Source organism: Synechococcus sp. MIT S9220 (assembly GCF_014304815.1).
Classification (GTDB): domain Bacteria; phylum Cyanobacteriota; class Cyanobacteriia; order PCC-6307; family Cyanobiaceae; genus Synechococcus_C.
This window is the reverse complement of the sequence record NZ_CP047958.1, coordinates 948,202-962,778: the sequence shown is the minus strand read 5'-3', so window position 1 is coordinate 962,778 and position 14,577 is coordinate 948,202. Positions and strand designations below refer to the sequence as shown.

Annotated in this window: 16 protein-coding genes; 6 read left to right on the top strand and 10 right to left on the bottom strand. The window is 57.9% G+C overall.

The genetic code is table 11. From position 1 onward, the window contains the following. Nucleotides 1-25 precede the first annotated feature (25 nt). The 3 genes from SynMITS9220_RS05040 to mfd all read right to left on the bottom strand — a co-directional run bounded on the left by SynMITS9220_RS05040 (nucleotide 26) and on the right by mfd (nucleotide 4,444). Complete coding sequence (locus SynMITS9220_RS05040) at nucleotides 26-469, bottom strand: hypothetical protein (protein ID WP_255483231.1); 444 nt, start codon at nucleotides 467-469, stop codon at nucleotides 26-28. A 170-nt stretch (nucleotides 470-639) separates the two neighbouring features. Then, complete coding sequence (locus tag SynMITS9220_RS05035) at nucleotides 640-807, bottom strand: hypothetical protein (RefSeq protein WP_170951834.1); 168 nt, start codon at nucleotides 805-807, stop codon at nucleotides 640-642. Nucleotides 808-901: 94 nt separating this feature from the next. Beyond that, nucleotides 902-4,444 (bottom strand): transcription-repair coupling factor, encoded by a 3,543-nt coding sequence (mfd, locus tag SynMITS9220_RS05030; RefSeq protein ID WP_186991190.1) that lies wholly within the window; start codon nucleotides 4,442-4,444, stop codon nucleotides 902-904. A gap of 79 nt (nucleotides 4,445-4,523) precedes the next feature. On the opposite strand from mfd, the gene SynMITS9220_RS05025 reads away from it, so the two are divergent. The 3 genes from SynMITS9220_RS05025 to SynMITS9220_RS05015 all read left to right on the top strand — a co-directional run bounded on the left by SynMITS9220_RS05025 (nucleotide 4,524) and on the right by SynMITS9220_RS05015 (nucleotide 6,302). Further along, the gene (locus SynMITS9220_RS05025; protein ID WP_186991189.1) at nucleotides 4,524-4,763 is read left to right on the top strand and encodes a hypothetical protein; all 240 of its coding nucleotides are present in this window, start codon (nucleotides 4,524-4,526) and stop codon (nucleotides 4,761-4,763) included. A 42-nt stretch (nucleotides 4,764-4,805) separates the two neighbouring features. Continuing rightward, nucleotides 4,806-5,342, top strand: a complete 537-nt coding sequence (locus tag SynMITS9220_RS05020) for a YqhA family protein (protein ID WP_186991188.1) — start codon at nucleotides 4,806-4,808, stop codon at nucleotides 5,340-5,342. A 108-nt stretch (nucleotides 5,343-5,450) separates the two neighbouring features. Then, nucleotides 5,451-6,302 carry a sigma-70 family RNA polymerase sigma factor gene (locus SynMITS9220_RS05015; protein ID WP_186991186.1) on the top strand — a complete coding sequence of 284 codons (852 nt, stop codon included), beginning with the start codon at nucleotides 5,451-5,453 and terminating at the stop codon, nucleotides 6,300-6,302. Here the strand turns inward: SynMITS9220_RS05015 and SynMITS9220_RS05010 are convergent. Continuing rightward, a complete protein-coding gene (locus SynMITS9220_RS05010) occupies nucleotides 6,229-6,996 on the bottom strand; it encodes a DUF92 domain-containing protein (RefSeq protein ID WP_255483278.1) in 768 nt (255 codons plus the stop codon). The genes SynMITS9220_RS05015 and SynMITS9220_RS05010 overlap by 74 nt on opposite strands. A gap of 84 nt (nucleotides 6,997-7,080) precedes the next feature. Here SynMITS9220_RS05010 and SynMITS9220_RS05005 point away from each other — a divergent pair, with 84 nt between their 5' ends. Continuing rightward, nucleotides 7,081-7,545, top strand: a complete 465-nt coding sequence (locus SynMITS9220_RS05005) for a hypothetical protein (RefSeq protein ID WP_186991185.1) — start codon at nucleotides 7,081-7,083, stop codon at nucleotides 7,543-7,545. A gap of 240 nt (nucleotides 7,546-7,785) precedes the next feature. On the opposite strand, the gene SynMITS9220_RS05000 is transcribed toward SynMITS9220_RS05005, so the two are convergent. Continuing rightward, complete coding sequence (locus tag SynMITS9220_RS05000) at nucleotides 7,786-8,547, bottom strand: 16S rRNA (uracil(1498)-N(3))-methyltransferase (RefSeq protein ID WP_255483230.1); 762 nt, start codon at nucleotides 8,545-8,547, stop codon at nucleotides 7,786-7,788. Then, nucleotides 8,544-8,993 carry a DUF3531 family protein gene (locus SynMITS9220_RS04995; RefSeq protein ID WP_067096925.1) on the bottom strand — a complete coding sequence of 150 codons (450 nt, stop codon included), beginning with the start codon at nucleotides 8,991-8,993 and terminating at the stop codon, nucleotides 8,544-8,546. The genes SynMITS9220_RS05000 and SynMITS9220_RS04995 overlap by 4 nt, the downstream gene beginning before the upstream one ends. A 92-nt stretch (nucleotides 8,994-9,085) precedes the next feature. Here SynMITS9220_RS04995 and SynMITS9220_RS04990 point away from each other — a divergent pair, with 92 nt between their 5' ends. Both SynMITS9220_RS04990 and hslO read left to right on the top strand, forming a co-directional pair. After that, nucleotides 9,086-9,718 carry an ABC transporter ATP-binding protein gene (locus SynMITS9220_RS04990; RefSeq protein ID WP_186991183.1) on the top strand — a complete coding sequence of 211 codons (633 nt, stop codon included), beginning with the start codon at nucleotides 9,086-9,088 and terminating at the stop codon, nucleotides 9,716-9,718. Between the two features lie 21 nt (nucleotides 9,719-9,739). Further along, nucleotides 9,740-10,660 carry an Hsp33 family molecular chaperone HslO gene (gene hslO, locus SynMITS9220_RS04985; protein WP_186991181.1) on the top strand — a complete coding sequence of 307 codons (921 nt, stop codon included), beginning with the start codon at nucleotides 9,740-9,742 and terminating at the stop codon, nucleotides 10,658-10,660. On the opposite strand, the gene SynMITS9220_RS04980 is transcribed toward hslO, so the two are convergent. The 4 genes from SynMITS9220_RS04980 to SynMITS9220_RS04965 all read right to left on the bottom strand — a co-directional run bounded on the left by SynMITS9220_RS04980 (nucleotide 10,649) and on the right by SynMITS9220_RS04965 (nucleotide 14,562). Continuing rightward, on the bottom strand, nucleotides 10,649-11,338 hold the full coding sequence (locus SynMITS9220_RS04980) for a CPP1-like family protein (protein ID WP_186991179.1): 690 nt from the start codon (nucleotides 11,336-11,338) through the stop codon (nucleotides 10,649-10,651). The two genes, hslO and SynMITS9220_RS04980, sit on opposite strands and share 12 nt — an antisense overlap. A gap of 75 nt (nucleotides 11,339-11,413) precedes the next feature. Continuing rightward, complete coding sequence (locus tag SynMITS9220_RS04975; RefSeq protein WP_255483229.1) at nucleotides 11,414-11,659, bottom strand: hypothetical protein; 246 nt, start codon at nucleotides 11,657-11,659, stop codon at nucleotides 11,414-11,416. A gap of 585 nt (nucleotides 11,660-12,244) precedes the next feature. Then, nucleotides 12,245-13,882, bottom strand: a complete 1,638-nt coding sequence (locus SynMITS9220_RS04970; protein WP_115126393.1) for a peptide chain release factor 3 — start codon at nucleotides 13,880-13,882, stop codon at nucleotides 12,245-12,247. Beyond that, on the bottom strand, nucleotides 13,879-14,562 hold the full coding sequence (locus SynMITS9220_RS04965; protein WP_255483228.1) for a trans-aconitate 2-methyltransferase: 684 nt from the start codon (nucleotides 14,560-14,562) through the stop codon (nucleotides 13,879-13,881). The genes SynMITS9220_RS04970 and SynMITS9220_RS04965 overlap by 4 nt, the downstream gene beginning before the upstream one ends. Nucleotides 14,563-14,577 lie beyond the last annotated feature (15 nt).

The following is a 14,577-nucleotide window of genomic DNA, read 5'->3' as shown; positions in this document are numbered from 1 at the left end:
GGGTGAAACAACGTTTTGACGGCATTCAGACGCGAACCTCAGCTCCGCAATAGCGATCGAACAACTGCAGAACATCGCGTGGAGGGAGCTTGGCGGTGTATCTGGCTTCCAGTTCAGCCAATTGCTGCTGACGGGGATACACACGAATCGAACGCACCTCCGCCGGATGACTCCGCGCAAGGGCTGAGTACATGGCGCGATGGTGCTTCCGATCTGAGATAGGGCCGCCAATGCAGCGCTGCATGCGATGGGTTGCCTCGTGGGCAAGGGTGTCCCAGACCTGGGCTGGGGATCTGTGCGAGCGACAAACCACAAGGGTGTCGCTGCTTGGGTGATACAAACCCTGGAGCCCTCGTTGAGAGCAGTCCCTCTGAACCACACGCACACCAGCCTGCGTGAGCTTGTTGCGCAGAACATCAATGGATTCCCAGGACACCGCCTGCGCCGGAATGGCTGCAAGGACTGGCAAGCAAACGGCTGGAAGCCAACACCAACAACATCGAAGCAAAACTCGGCTCAAATGCCCTGAACGGCGTGGGACTGTTCCAGGCTCTTATGCAGAAACAAAAAAACCATCACCCAAATGGGTGATGGTTATGAGGGGATGTGACTGAAAGGAGACAGGCAGGCTTGGACTTTTCAGGCCACAGGCTGCATCAATCCACCGCCAGGTGAGGAATCATCGTCGTCATTATTCTGCGAATCGTCCTGCCAGAGGGCATAAACACCCAGTGCCGCAGCTCCAATCAGGCTTGAGAACAGACCCATGGAACCCACGCTGCTGATTGGATCGATGAATTCGCCCACGTGGTCCATTTTGCTCCGGCCAGCGTAACGAAGAATTGCGCAATGTGTAGGAACTTTCTCATCTTTGCCCGTTCGCCAGGATCAGCGCGAAGGGTTAAAGGCTGAGAACGGCCTCATTACGGGCGGTTTGCTGTTTTTCGCGCTCATCGGCTGTGAGCCCTTCGGCATCAGGAATCTGAGCGGCCATCTGCTCAAGCCAGCTCTTGATTTCCTCAAGCTGCTTCTCCATCGGCAACACTCCCAGGCCTCTGGCCATCACCTTGGCCGTCGCACCAGCCCCGGGCTGATAGACAAGCCGACCATGTAAATGCTGCGGCAACCCCTGGCGTAACAGGCGAAAAGCCGGCTCCTCCATCGGTGTCTCCAGCGCGATGTTCGGCTTCTCAGGACGGATGCGTGAAAAACCGCAGCGTTTGGCCAAAAGCTTCAGATCCATGAGTTGGAGCAGCGACTGAACCGGTCCGGGCAGAGCGCCGTAGCGATCGGCCCAAATTGCTGCAAGTTCAACCAACGACTCGCTGCTGACACACTCTGCTGCCGATCGATAGGCCGCCATCTTCTCGTCGGCATCGGTGATCCAGTCAGCAGGAATGAACGCAGTGACCTGCAGATCCACCTGGGTATCGTCGACGGCAGGAATGTCCTGGCCCTGGATCTCGGCCAGGGATTCCTGAAGCATCTCCATGTAGAGATCAAATCCGATGGCTTCCATCTGCCCGCTCTGCTGCACTCCCAATAGGTTTCCAACCCCGCGGATCTCCATATCCCGCATCGCCAGCTGATAACCACTGCCCAGCTGGGCAAATTCCTGAATCGCCCTCAGTCGCTGCCGTGCCGCTTCACTGAGAGAGGCATTACCGGGATAAAACAACCAGGCATGGGCCTGGATGCCACTACGACCGACACGTCCTCGCAACTGATAAAGCTGCGCCAGTCCGAATCGATGGGCATCCTCAATCAGGATTGTGTTGACTCTGGGGATGTCGAGTCCGCTTTCCACGATCGTGGTGCAGAGCATCACATCCGCTTCACCGCCGTTGAACGCCACCATGGCGCTCTCCAGCTCGCCCTCAGCCATCTGACCGTGCGCCACCAGTAGTCGCAGGCCAGGAAGCATCTGACGCAGCTGACCAGCCACATCTTCAATACCCTCGACCCTCGGGACCACGTAAAAGACTTGGCCTCCGCGATCAAGCTCCTGACGAATGGCACTGCGAACCGCCTCTTCATCAAGAGCGGCCAGATGGGTCTTGATCGGTCGGCGCAAGGGAGGGGGCGTGGTGATCAAGCTCATCTCACGCACTCCTGAAAGGCTCATGTAGAGCGTGCGCGGAATCGGCGTCGCCGAAAGAGTGAGCACGTCGACGTCCTTGCGCAGCGCTTTGATCTTTTCCTTTTGGTTGACACCGAAGCGCTGTTCTTCATCCACCACCAGCAGGCCGAGCTTGTCGAACACCGTGCTCTTGCTCAGCAGCTGATGCGTTCCCACAACGGCGTCGATGGTGCCTTTCTTAAGACCTTCAAGGATCGACTTCCGCTCGCTGGTGGTTCGGAAGCGATTGAGCAGAGCCACCTTGATGGGATAGGGCGCAAAACGCTCTGAAAGCGTTCGCCAATGCTGCTGGGCAAGCACTGTTGTGGGAGCCAACATCGCCACCTGTTTACCGGCCGTAATCGCCTTGAAGATGGCCCGGATCGCTACCTCGGTTTTGCCGAAGCCCACATCGCCGCAAACCAGGCGATCCATCGGTTGCGACTTCTCCATATCCCGCTTCACATCGACTGTGGCCTTGAGCTGATCCGGAGTTGGTTCATAGGGGAATGACTCTTCCAGCTCGTTCTGCCAAGGGCCGTCAACCGGAAACGCGAATCCAGGGGCCTGATGTCGCTCGGCGTAAAGCTTCACCAGGTCGAGCGCCACCTTGCGCAAGGCCTTTCCGGCACGTTCCTTGGCCTTGACCCAGGCCGAACCGCCCATCTTGCTGAGTTGGGGTGGAGCATCACTGTTGGCGCGATAACGACCGAGGCTGCCCAGCTGATCCGCCGCCACCCGCAGGATGCCGTCGGCGTACTGCACCACCAGGTAGTCACGCACCTCGCCGCTGATCGCCAACTTTTCCAGCTTCTGGAAACGGCCGATGCCGTGATTGCGATGCACCACGAAATCCCCAGGCTGCATTTTGTTGGGATCCACCGTGCGACTGGCTGCCTTGCGGCGGCGGCGCACATAGCCCGTGCTGGTGAGGGTTTGCTGCCCAAAAAACTCGCGGTCAGTGATGAGAGCGACCCGCCAGGCGGGAAGCTGCAGACCCTCGAGGTCAGCAGTGCCGCGTGTTTTCAAAGCAACAGGTGTTCCCTGTTCAATCAGACGCTCGATGGCAGGCGCATCGGCAGCATTGGGTACGAAACGACTGATGCAGTCATGCTCTTCGAGCAACGCAACAGCTCGACTGGGCTGGGCAGACAGCAGCCAAACAGCCTGTTTCTCCTTGCCGTAGCTCTTGATCAGTTCACCAAGCTTTCCGAACTGATTGGGATAGGCCGGCACAGGACGACTGTTGAGATCAAAAGCGTTGGGATGGTCATCACTTTCCTGCAACTCAGCCAGATCAAACCCTGGGAAAGCTTCAGCCAGCCCCATCGCCTCCTCGATGTCGCGATGCAGGATCGGCAACGGCAACGCCAGTTCGTCGTGATGCTCCCTGGCATGGTCCAGCCACTGGTCCCCATGGGAGCGGCCATGACGTCGCTCATCAATGGCTACAAAGCTGTTGGACGGGAGATAGTCGAGAAGTGAAGCAGGCTGCTTCCAGGCCAGTCCAAGAAGGCGGCGCATGCCCTCGGGAGTCCCCCCTTCCAGCAATTCAGACAGGGATTCCTCACTGAGAAACTGATCGAGACCATCCGGCATGGCATCGCGCAGCTGTTCAGCGATCAAAGGACTGAAGCCTGTCGGGGTCAGCCTCAGACTTTCGATCGGATCAAGGGAACGCTGGCTGGCGGGATCAAATTCACGCAGCTTGTCGAGCTCATCACCAAAGAACTCCAGACGCACCGGCAGTTCACTGCTGACCGGGAAAACATCAACGATGTCGCCACGGCGGCTCCAGGTACCTTCCTGGTCGATGGTGGAAACCCGTTCATAACCAAGCTGGGCCAGGCTGGTGGCTAGATCCTCAAGGTCGACGCTGTCGCCTTTACGAAGGGTTCGGCATCGATCAGATAAAGCCTGCGGCGGTGGCAAATGCGGTTGAAGACAGCGCTCCGTGGCCACAATCGCCAGATCGCAGCTCTGTTGATCGAGCTGCAATTCACTGAGCACCTGCAACTGCCCCCAGGTGATTTCACTGGTGGGGTCAAACGGTTCATAGGGCGAACCTTCACTGGTGGGATAGAGCTGGGCACTGCGCCAGCCCATCAGGTCCAGAAGAGCCGTCCAGCGACCCGCCTCCTCAAGGGTCGGCACGACCACAAGCAGAGGCCGATCCTGTTGGCGCGCCAGCGCACTGGCCACAAGAGCCCTGGCTCCCCGACCACCTCCGCGGAGCAGGAGCCGGTTGGGGCGATCGATGCGTTCGCCGAGCTCACTGGTCAGCGCTGAGCACTGCAGCAGGCGCACCAGGGAGCTGAGGGGCATGGCAGGACCACTGACGGCAACGCATGATTGTCGCAATTCACAGTTCGCCACTGCGTGTATCAGCACGCGCTCTTCGGCCATGCCTCGATTCCGCTGCCCTGATTGCTGTTGTGGTCCTGCGGTCGTGCTGCACCCGCCGAAAGGGGGCCTGCCCGTGTGCTTCCGTTGCGGCACCGTGATGGAACGGCAGCCACTGGTGAAGCCCATTCCACTGGCTGTCTTTCTGACCGTGAGCTCAGCCCTTGTGGGACTCTCCATACCAGCGCTTCTGGGCCCTCCACCTCCTTCCAGACCTCCGACATCGGAGAACCTCGCTTAAGTCATCCCTTCACACCCAAACGAATCCAGACCAAGCGCCACCATGAACAAGCCGAGCATGAACCGATCGAGCCGCCTGGAGCACAAATTTGAAGGGCTGATCTGGAAGTTCCGACTGGTCACGCTGATTCCCGTGGTGATGAGTCTGCTGGGGAGCATCAGCTGTTTTGTTATCGGCACCTACGCAGAGATCAGCGTTCTCAGAAAAGTCTTTCGAGGTGACTTCACCCACGACAACAGCACGCTGCTGATTGGGAAGGTGGTAGGAGGCATCGACTACTACCTCATCGGCATCGCCCTGCTGATTTTTGGCTATGGCATCTACGAGCTGGTGATTTCCGACATCGACCCGCGACAGAACGATGAATCGTCTTCAAGACGCAATTTGCTGAACATCCAAGATCTCGATGGTCTGAAACAGAAGCTCACCAAGGTGATCATCGTTGCCCTGATCGTGACGGCGTTCAAGGTGATGGTGAGCTTTGAGGTGACCTCAATCACCGAGCTGATTCAGTACTGCGCAGGCGTGCTGATGTTGGCGTTCAGCGCCTACCTGATCGGGCGCACTGGCAAGCACTGATCACCTGCCCATTCCTCCCCCTTGAGGATGAATCCGTTCATCCACAGGAGTGAGGTGAGCCAGCCATGACTCAGCGGACCTTGAAAAGGTTCCTGCTTGATGGCATCGATGACCAACACCACGCAACCGGCGGCAATTCAACGACGACTTGATCGTCAACGACAGCATGAACGCCGCCGATCGATCCCTGAGCACATCCTGCAGCGCAATGACACTGTGCTGATGCACCTCGGGCTGGCACATCTCGGTGCCAATCGTCTGCTGCACAACGGTTCCGGTGAACGCGACGATCTGGTGCAGGAAGGCCGCTATGGGCTGATCCGAGCTGTTGAGCGTTTTGAGGCCAGTCGCGGCCACCGCATCAGCAGCTATGCGATGCCGAGGATCACCGGCCAGATCAGGCATTACAGAAGAGACCGGCTGCAAACGATGCGAATCCCCTGGCGACTCAGTGATCTGCATGCCCGGGGAACGAAAGCGCAGGAGCGGCGATTGCATGCCGGGATGCCGCTACTCAGCAATGAAGATCTCACTCAACAACTCGGAGTCAGCACTGATCGCTGGCGAGAGGCCTGCATGGCACACCGGGATCGGCGAATCCAGTCACTCCATCATCAGCTCAGCAACAGCGATGGTTCTTCTGAACCAGAGGCCCGGATCGATGGTCTGCAAGATCACCGATGCCAGCCGGCTGATCCACAGCACGAATGGCTGATCCAAATGTTGAACAGCTTGGAGCCGAACCATTGCCGTTGGCTCTGTGCGTTCTGGATCGACGGACTCTCCCTGACAGAGATTGCACGCCGCGAATGCATCGACCGGCTCATGCTGCGGACTGCACTGCGAGGAATGCTCAACACCCTGCGTGCCGAAGCCGGTCGAGATTTCAGCCCGACAAGCCCAGAAGCCAAGCGAAAACGATCGCCAGTCCTGCCGCCCATGCGGTCTGCAGACCATTAACCAGCTCATTGCTCAGCCAGGGCCAGCGGTCCTGGCCAAGAGCTCCCAGCAAACTTTCCAGCAGTGTGGCGATGAAACCCACCACCAACACAACAGCAAAGGCAGCTCCGGATTGAAGCAATCCGAGCAGAGCCATCACAACCGTCATCAGCAGACTGCCAACGGCACTGGCCAGGGTTCCTTCCACACTCACCGCACCCTCGGTCCCAGCGGGCACCGGCCGCAGGGTGGTGATCAGCAAGGTGGTCCGGCCCCAGCGCTTGCCGATCTCACTGCCGAAGGTGTCGGCCAGTTTGGCCGCAAAACTCGCGGAGAAGCCAATCAGCAACAACATCGGCGAACCGATGCGAGCAGCGATCAGCAAAGCCAGCACAAGACCGGTGAAGGCCGAGCCCCAGACATTTTCTGGACCGCGACGACCGCCTCGCCCCTCGGCAAGACCAAGCTCCTGCTTCCTGGCAAAGCCCAGCTTGGTGACCAGCGAACCAAGCACGAGATAGGCCACAACGGCCAACCAGCCGCGCCAATCCAGCGAACCCCAGAGCACCGTGCCAAGGATGCCTGCATGACACCAACCGGCGCGGGTGAGCAACGGAAAGCGCTGCGCAAAACCGATCAAGAGCGCATTAACCAGGAGCGCGGTGAGCCACAGCGCAGCGGTTTGAGACGGGAGCTCAAAAGGCGTGAAAAACATCAGGCTGTGTTGCACTGCCCTAAGCATCAACGCTGACGGGCGCTTCGGCACGGATAATCAGCTTGACGATTTCCCCGCTCAGGCATGGTGCTGAACAGAAAGGGTTTCTTCCTTGAGCTGGGAGAGCAGGAACCGCAGGCGGCAAAGACCAAGCCTGAACCCAAGCCGGAGAAGGTCGAGAACGCTGCTGAGCCATCCCAGCCAGAAGCGGCCCCAGCTCCAGTCGAAGAGGCTGTCCCTGCCCCTGCTGTTGATCCAGCTCCAGCTCCTGCTCCTGTGGCAGTAGTTGCTGAAAGCCAAGCTGCAAGCAATCCCGATACCACTGCAAAGAGCAGTGAAGACGCTCCGAAAGCCAAGCCATCTCTGACCACTGCAGAGGCCCTCGCCGCAGAGCTAGCCGCCGCAGAAGCCGCCAAACCGGAGATTCAGTTGACCACCTTTGCCCCAGATGCTCTCCAACCTGGCAACTCGATTCGTCCCGGCAAGCGTCGTCCAGGCAACAACCTGGCAGGCTTCCGCAGCATGGCCAGCGAGCTGTTCAAGAGCTAGACGATCTGGGGCAGGCCTCATCAGGCACAATCCTGATCTGATCCACTGATGCGTCATTCCATTGATGCTTCAGTGGAGGATCACAGGCGTGACGCACCTTCAGCCCTGAGCAACATGCAACTTGCTCAGAATCTGGTCTGAGAGAGGCGCTTCAAAGCCCCTCCTCTGTGCAGATCACGCTGATGCAGCGCATGGGAGTGACCGGAAGACCTTGCATGGATGCCTGTAAGCGCAGGAGCCTCAGCACCTGAGCGTGCGCCAGTTACTGAGGCTGCTGATCCCAGCCACAGCAGCGGTGGAACTGCGCAGGATGGTGTCACCCAGAGACACAAAGATCCAGCCTGCTGCTTGTGCTGCAGCCAGTTCCTGCTCGCTCCACCCCCCCTCGGGTCCGATCGACAGCCAGATGGATCGATCCACTGAGGCCTGAGTCGCAAGCCATTCAGACAATCGAGGACTCTCCAGTTCGCGAGCCACCGCAATCAAGCGCAGGTCGCGCGGCCCCGGTGTGTTCCACCACTCTGCGGAGGGACACAGTTCAGGCAGTTCAGGAGCCCAGAGCCGCTCGCACTGTTCAACGGCTTCCTGCAGGATCAAGCCCCAACGCTCCGGACGATGCTCAGCCTGAGGAACGGAGCGTTGACAATCCAGCGGCTGCAAGCGATCCACACCCAACTCACAAGCCATCCGCATCACGTCATCCATTCCTCGACGGATCAACGCAATGGCAAGACCCAGTTTCGGCCTTGGGGAAATCACAGTCTGACTAGGCGCCTCGATCTCTGAGCACAACTCAAGTTGATGACCGTTCAAAAGACGAGCCACCCACAGGTTGCCCCGGCCATCGATGACATCCACCTGAGCACCTTGCTTCAGCCGCAGAACCTTGCGCAGGTAGCGCGATTCATGATCCTCAAGCACAAAGCGACGATGGTCATCCGCAGACTGCAACCTGCGGGAGGCGATCAGCAGGCGACGTCGTTCCGCCACGTCAACGCTCAACCCATGCCGGGGAACACACTGTCGGGATGGTCTTCCACCGGCCAGTCGTCATTCACGCCACCGATCAACAGTTCCTCGAGCTGCACCACATCAGAATCAAGTTGACGCAGGGCATTGATCAGAACATCGAGGGCAATCCCATCACTGGTGCCCAGATCAATCCAGCAACGGGCCCAGTCCTGCTGGTACTCCATCTGGCCCATGTTGTGCATCAGAGCCGGCATCACCCCCGTTGCCTCCTCGGTTTCGTAGCTCATCCAGCTGAGCTCATCGCCTTCTTCGTGAACCTGAAGGCTCTCGGCATTGAACCCGCCAAGACGTCCCAGCACATACCAACTGTCAAAGATGCCATCCACATAATTCCGTTCTCCCTGACTGGGAATCTCGCTGAATCGCAACCAGACCCAGCAATTGAAGGGATCAACCTCTCGGAAGCGAACGCGCATGACCCACCGCTGACCCCGTCATCATCGCCGGCGACGGAGCCATCGACCATGCTGGGGAGCCAAGGCAGCCCAGACCGGGGCATTCGATCGGAATGCTGGAACTCACAAATATCAACTACAAACCTGCAACGGCAGAACACTTGGTCTTGAACAGCATCCAGCTGAAGGCCGATCCTGGGCGCCCACTGCTGATATCCGGCGACAGCGGCAGTGGAAAAACCAGCCTGCTGGAGGTGATCAGTGGGATGGCCGGTGCTGACACCGGCAGCATCAGCTGGAAGGGGCAGCCACTCAATCAGCGCCAACGACGCTGGCTTTGCGGAGTGGTGTTTCAATTTCCGGAGCGACACTTTCTGGGCTTGAGCGTCAACCAGGAACTGAAGCTGGGCCACAGGCGGCTAAGCAGCGAAGAGATGATTGCGGCGCTGCGAAAGGTCGGACTCAGCAGCGTGGATGGGCGTCAGGCTCCGGAGCGACTCAGCGGCGGACAGCAGCGGCGTCTTGCTCTGGCGGTGCAGCTGCTACGCAAGCCGGATGTGCTGCTGCTCGATGAGCCCACAGCAGGACTCGACTGGTCAGTGCGTTCCGAAGTGCTCGAACTGCTTGACCGGCTGAGCCAGGAGCGTTTGCTGATCGTGGTGACCCACGAGCCGGAACTATTCCAGGGCTGGAGCTGTGAGCACCTGCGCCTGCGCAATGGCCGACTGCATGCTCTGTCACCATGACGCCTGGGTTGTTGTAGAGCCATGGCTGATCGGCTGGTCCGTGCCACCGCAGCAGGTGGGGGAATCAGGCTTGTGGCGGTGACCACCGGCGAAACCACTCGTACCGCCCAATCACGTCACGGACTCTCGTACCTCACCACCGTGATGCTCGGCAGAGCCATGGGTGCGGGTCTACTGCTGGCCAGCTCCATGAAGGTTCGGCATGGTCGCGTCAACCTGCGACTGGGATCAGATGGCCCTCTCAAGGGCCTGACAGTGGATGCCGGCCGTGACGGAAGCGTGCGTGGTTTTGTCGGCAACCCTTCGCTTGAACTGGACCCGATCAGCGATTCAGCAGGACAAGCCAGTTTCGACTTCACCTCAGCAGCAGGAACGGGGTATCTGCATGTGGTGAGGGACGACGGCAAAGGCGAACCCTTCAGCAGCACAGTTGAGCTGGTGAGCGGAGGCATCGGGGAGGATGTCGCTTCCTATCTGCTCCACTCCGAACAGACACCCTCTGCGGTGTTCGTGGGCGAAACGATCAACAGCGAAGGATTGCAGAGCAGCGGAGGCTTGCTGGTTCAGGTACTGCCGAAGGCCGCAGAAGAGCCAGCTCTGGTTGCTCTGCTCGAGGAGAGGTGCCGCGAGATTGAGCATTTCAGCCAGAAGCTGCACCGCTGCGGTGACCATCCGGAACAGTTGCTTCGGGAGGTTTTCCCAGATCTTGATCCTCAGCCCATCCCAAGCAGCGAACCGACGCAGCCGGTGCAGTTCCATTGTCCCTGCAGCCGTCGAAGAAGCTTGGGCGCACTCATGTTGCTAGGCAGAGAAGAATTGCAGTCCATGCTGGAAGACGACAAGGGCGCAGAGCTCACCTGTCATTTCTGCAGCGAGGTTTATCGATTCAATGAATCAGAGCTACAAAGCCTGATTGAGGGAATGATCGAATCAGGCGAATAACAGAGCTCCGGCAAGCAACAACAGCAGGGTGGGCAGTGCCTGCCATTGCTCCACACCCAGTGGCAGACCCGCCTGAACAGTGACAGCACTGAGCAATGCACCCAGAGCCAGGCCAACAACCAGAAGCAGGAGGGTCCAGCCAAGGGAGCCCAAGGGCCGACGGCCTCGCTTGACCTGACTGATGAACACCGCAATGGTTGACAGGGGCAGAAGCAGGTCGACCGTTTGGGGAGCCAGCAGCAAAAGCAGTAAGGCCAAAGCTCCTGCGATGGAGCGAACCACAAGACCCTGACCTTGCACCAATTGCAGATCGGGCATAAAACCGGCACCACTCAGTGACGGCGCCGGCAATGACATGCCGCGTAAACGGGTGAGCAAAGCGGCAGGACCATTGCCACTACTGGGCACTCCTGCAGACACCTGTTGGCGTTCCACCTGTGAAGCAGAGGCGGCGGCCGAACTGAGACGGCCAGACTGTCGATCTCGTAGACGCTCCATCAGGACTGCGTCATAAGCAGCCTCAACACGAGCGCGGGCAACTGCATCATCACCACAAGAGGCGACGACCCGATCTCTTGCTTTTTGAACGTCGTCAAATCCGGCGCCAGGAGTGACGCCGAGCATGGAATAGGGATCTTTTGGATCCGAATCCGAGCCTGGATCCAGCCCTGCAGCCATTGATATACAGAAATCTCTCTAGAGATTATCGAGAGACTCGCTCAAGCGAGCACAAACCTTGCATTCGGAAGCGACTCAGAACAGAGGTGGACCGTGGCGAAATCCTTGCTGGCGCTCGAAACGGTGCCGAAAACGGGGCACATCGGCATTGAGCAAGACCTGACGGTGCTTGATCAGGGGCATTTGGGGAGGCTGGTGATATCCCTCCAGTACCTCAACGTGATCGCGATGATCACGAAAACAGACGTAATCAGTACCGCCGTCATCACAAGGACGGAGCAGCCAGAGGGTGTCCACAGCAGACCGCTTCAGAGGCAACATTCTGGCGATGAATTTGCTTGCCCGTGACTGAAAAGCGGTCGTGAGTGAATCTCAACATTTCAACAAGGATTGGGATTGAAGCCAACAACGGCTCCAATCAGATCTGAAGACAACTCTGAACTAGCTTGCGAGCAGCTTCGTGCAGACCAGCGCAGATTTTGCAGAGAACAGGGTTGGAGGAGCCGGCGACCAGGACCTACACATTGATCAAGGCAGTTCTTCAATATTGATCAAGAGTTTTTTAAATAGGATCTTTGCAATTTTCATCCTCCAGAAAAACCATTGACTTCAAAGGTGCATTCCAAAGCAACAGGCCTCCAACTCAGACTCGCATAGATGAAATCGGGATTAAATCGTTGACGAGCCAATGCATGTCATGGATCAATAAACATCGACAAGGTTTATTGATGCTGACTGGTGAAATCAAGCTCGGTCGCACAGCCATTCGCTTGAGTCCTGTTAGCTCAACGAATGAAGCAGGCGACGAGCGATCGGCTGAACAGCTTTGCAGATGTGAAAACCAACAGAAAGCTCTTCCTGCTTGAGAGGGCTTTTCCTCAGCTGATCAATCAGCGCGTTCTGTGATCAGAGACTGATCGGCTCAACTCCACTCACGACAGGAGCCACAGCATTGAGCTCAAGATCGGGATGCTCTTCATGAAGCTGATTGAGATTCCAGTCGTTTTTGAATAACAGAACCGGGCGATTCCATGCATCCCTCACGGTTTTGCAATTAAAAATCCGACCGACTTTCTCCAGCGACGACCAGCCACCAGTGACCCAACGAGCCACTTGATAGCCCAGCGGCTCCAAGCGAGTTTCGACACCGTATTCGTTCTGAAGACGATGTTGCACAACCTCAAGTTGCAGCTGACCGACGGCAGCAAGGATTGGATCCCTTTTACTTTCGTCATTGTCATAGAGGATCTGCACAGCTCCCTCTTCACGCAATTCATTGACCCCCTTACGGAAATTCTTGAATGCTGAGGGGTTGGGATTACGCAGCCAGCTGAAGATCTCTGGACTGAAGCAGGGAATTCCCTCGTACTCCACCTTGGTTCCGGTGTAGAGCGTGTCGCCGATTGAGAACATCCCGGGATTGTTCAGTCCAATCACGTCACCTGGGAACGCATCCTCCACAACCGCACGATCTTGTCCAAACAGTTTCTGTGGGCGTGACAAGCGAATGGCCTTGCCCGTGCGGGCATGACGGACTGTCATGTCTTTTTCAAAACGCCCGCTGCAGACACGGACAAAAGCGACCCGGTCTCTGTGACGAGGATCCATGTTGGCCTGCAGTTTGAACACGAAACCACTGAAGTCAGGCCGCAACGGATCGACTGGACCGTCTTGCCCCTGACGCGCCACAGGCTTCTGAGCCATCTCCAGAAACGCATTCAGGAAGGGACGCACTCCGAAATTGGTCATCGCCGAACCAAAAAACACCGGCGTCAGCTCGCCGGCATGCACCAGCTCGAGATCAAGTTCAGCCCCTGCCGCTTCGAGCAGCTCCATCTCCTCAACCGCCTGCTCCAGCAGCTCGGGTTCCACAAGGTCTTTGAGATCAGGGTCATCCAAAGAGAGATGACGTTCTTCCGATTGGCGCCCACGTTCAGCACGACTGAACAGAATCACTTCGTGGGAACGACGATCAATCACTCCACGGAACTGCTCGCCACTGCCGATCGGCCAGTTCACGGCCCAAGGGGTGAGTTCCAGCTCTGATTCAATTTCATCGAGGAGTGCCAGAGGTTCCCGACCCGGTCGGTCCATCTTGTTGATGAACGTGAAGATAGGAATTTCCCGCATGCGGCAAACCTCAAACAGCTTGCGGGTCTGCGGCTCAAGCCCCTTGGCCGCATCTTCAAGCATCACGGCGTTATCCGCTGCTGCCAAGGTCCGGTAGGTGTCTTCCGAGAAATCCTGGTGGCCGGGCGTATCCAGCAGATTGATGGTGTTACCCGTGTAATCGAACTGAAGAACAGTGGAGGTGATCGAAATACCCCGTTGCTTCTCAAGCTCCATCCAATCGGACGTGACCTTGCGCTGCTCACCACGGGCTTTCACCGCACCAGCCTGCTGAATCGCTCCTCCGTACAGCAGCAATTTCTCAGTCAGCGTGGTTTTACCCGCATCAGGGTGAGAAATAATCGCAAAATTGCGCCGTCGCGCCACCGCATCCAGCAGCTCACGTCCGTCCTGAAGTGCTGAATCGGTGCTCATGGTGTGCGTTGACCAGATCCAGCCTGACAGCCCGTGATCCAGCCACTCACCTCCAGGTAGCGATCTTCAACGGCAACCACCTGCAGATGCTGCAGACCAGCAAGCAGCAACTGCGCTTTGACCTCCTCCAACGAGAAGGACGCATGCAGCGATGCCCTGTAATCCCGTTGCAGCACCAACGGAGCGTCAGCGACATGGCACTGACAAAGTCGATCAATGCTTGCCTCGCTGTCTGGGCGGCGAAGGTCGCGATGCAGCACCAGGCAGTGAGGCGCTGCCAGTGGGATCAATGACGACCAAAGCTGATGAGGGTCGTGGAGGTGATGCAGCAAGCTATTGCTGACAATCAGATCCGCTGGTTGATCCGCCTGGTGAATCGGCAGCAGAGCCTGCTCATAGCGAAGGCGCTCGCGCGACAAACCGGCTACACGACGGCGATCATCCGCCACAGCAATCATCCGGTCAGCCGCATCGAGTCCGAGCACTGAACACTTCGGCCATCTCTGGGCCAGACGAGCCGTGATATTTCCTGGTCCGCATCCGAGATCCAGCAAACGTGCTTGAGGCTTGAACGATGCGCCGGATGAGTGAAGCAACGTGGCAATTCGCTCGACCATCGCTTGGTCCGTTCCACTGAAATCTGCTGCTGCGTAGGCATCCACCTGCAGCGGGTCGTTCATCACTTCAGGTTCTGG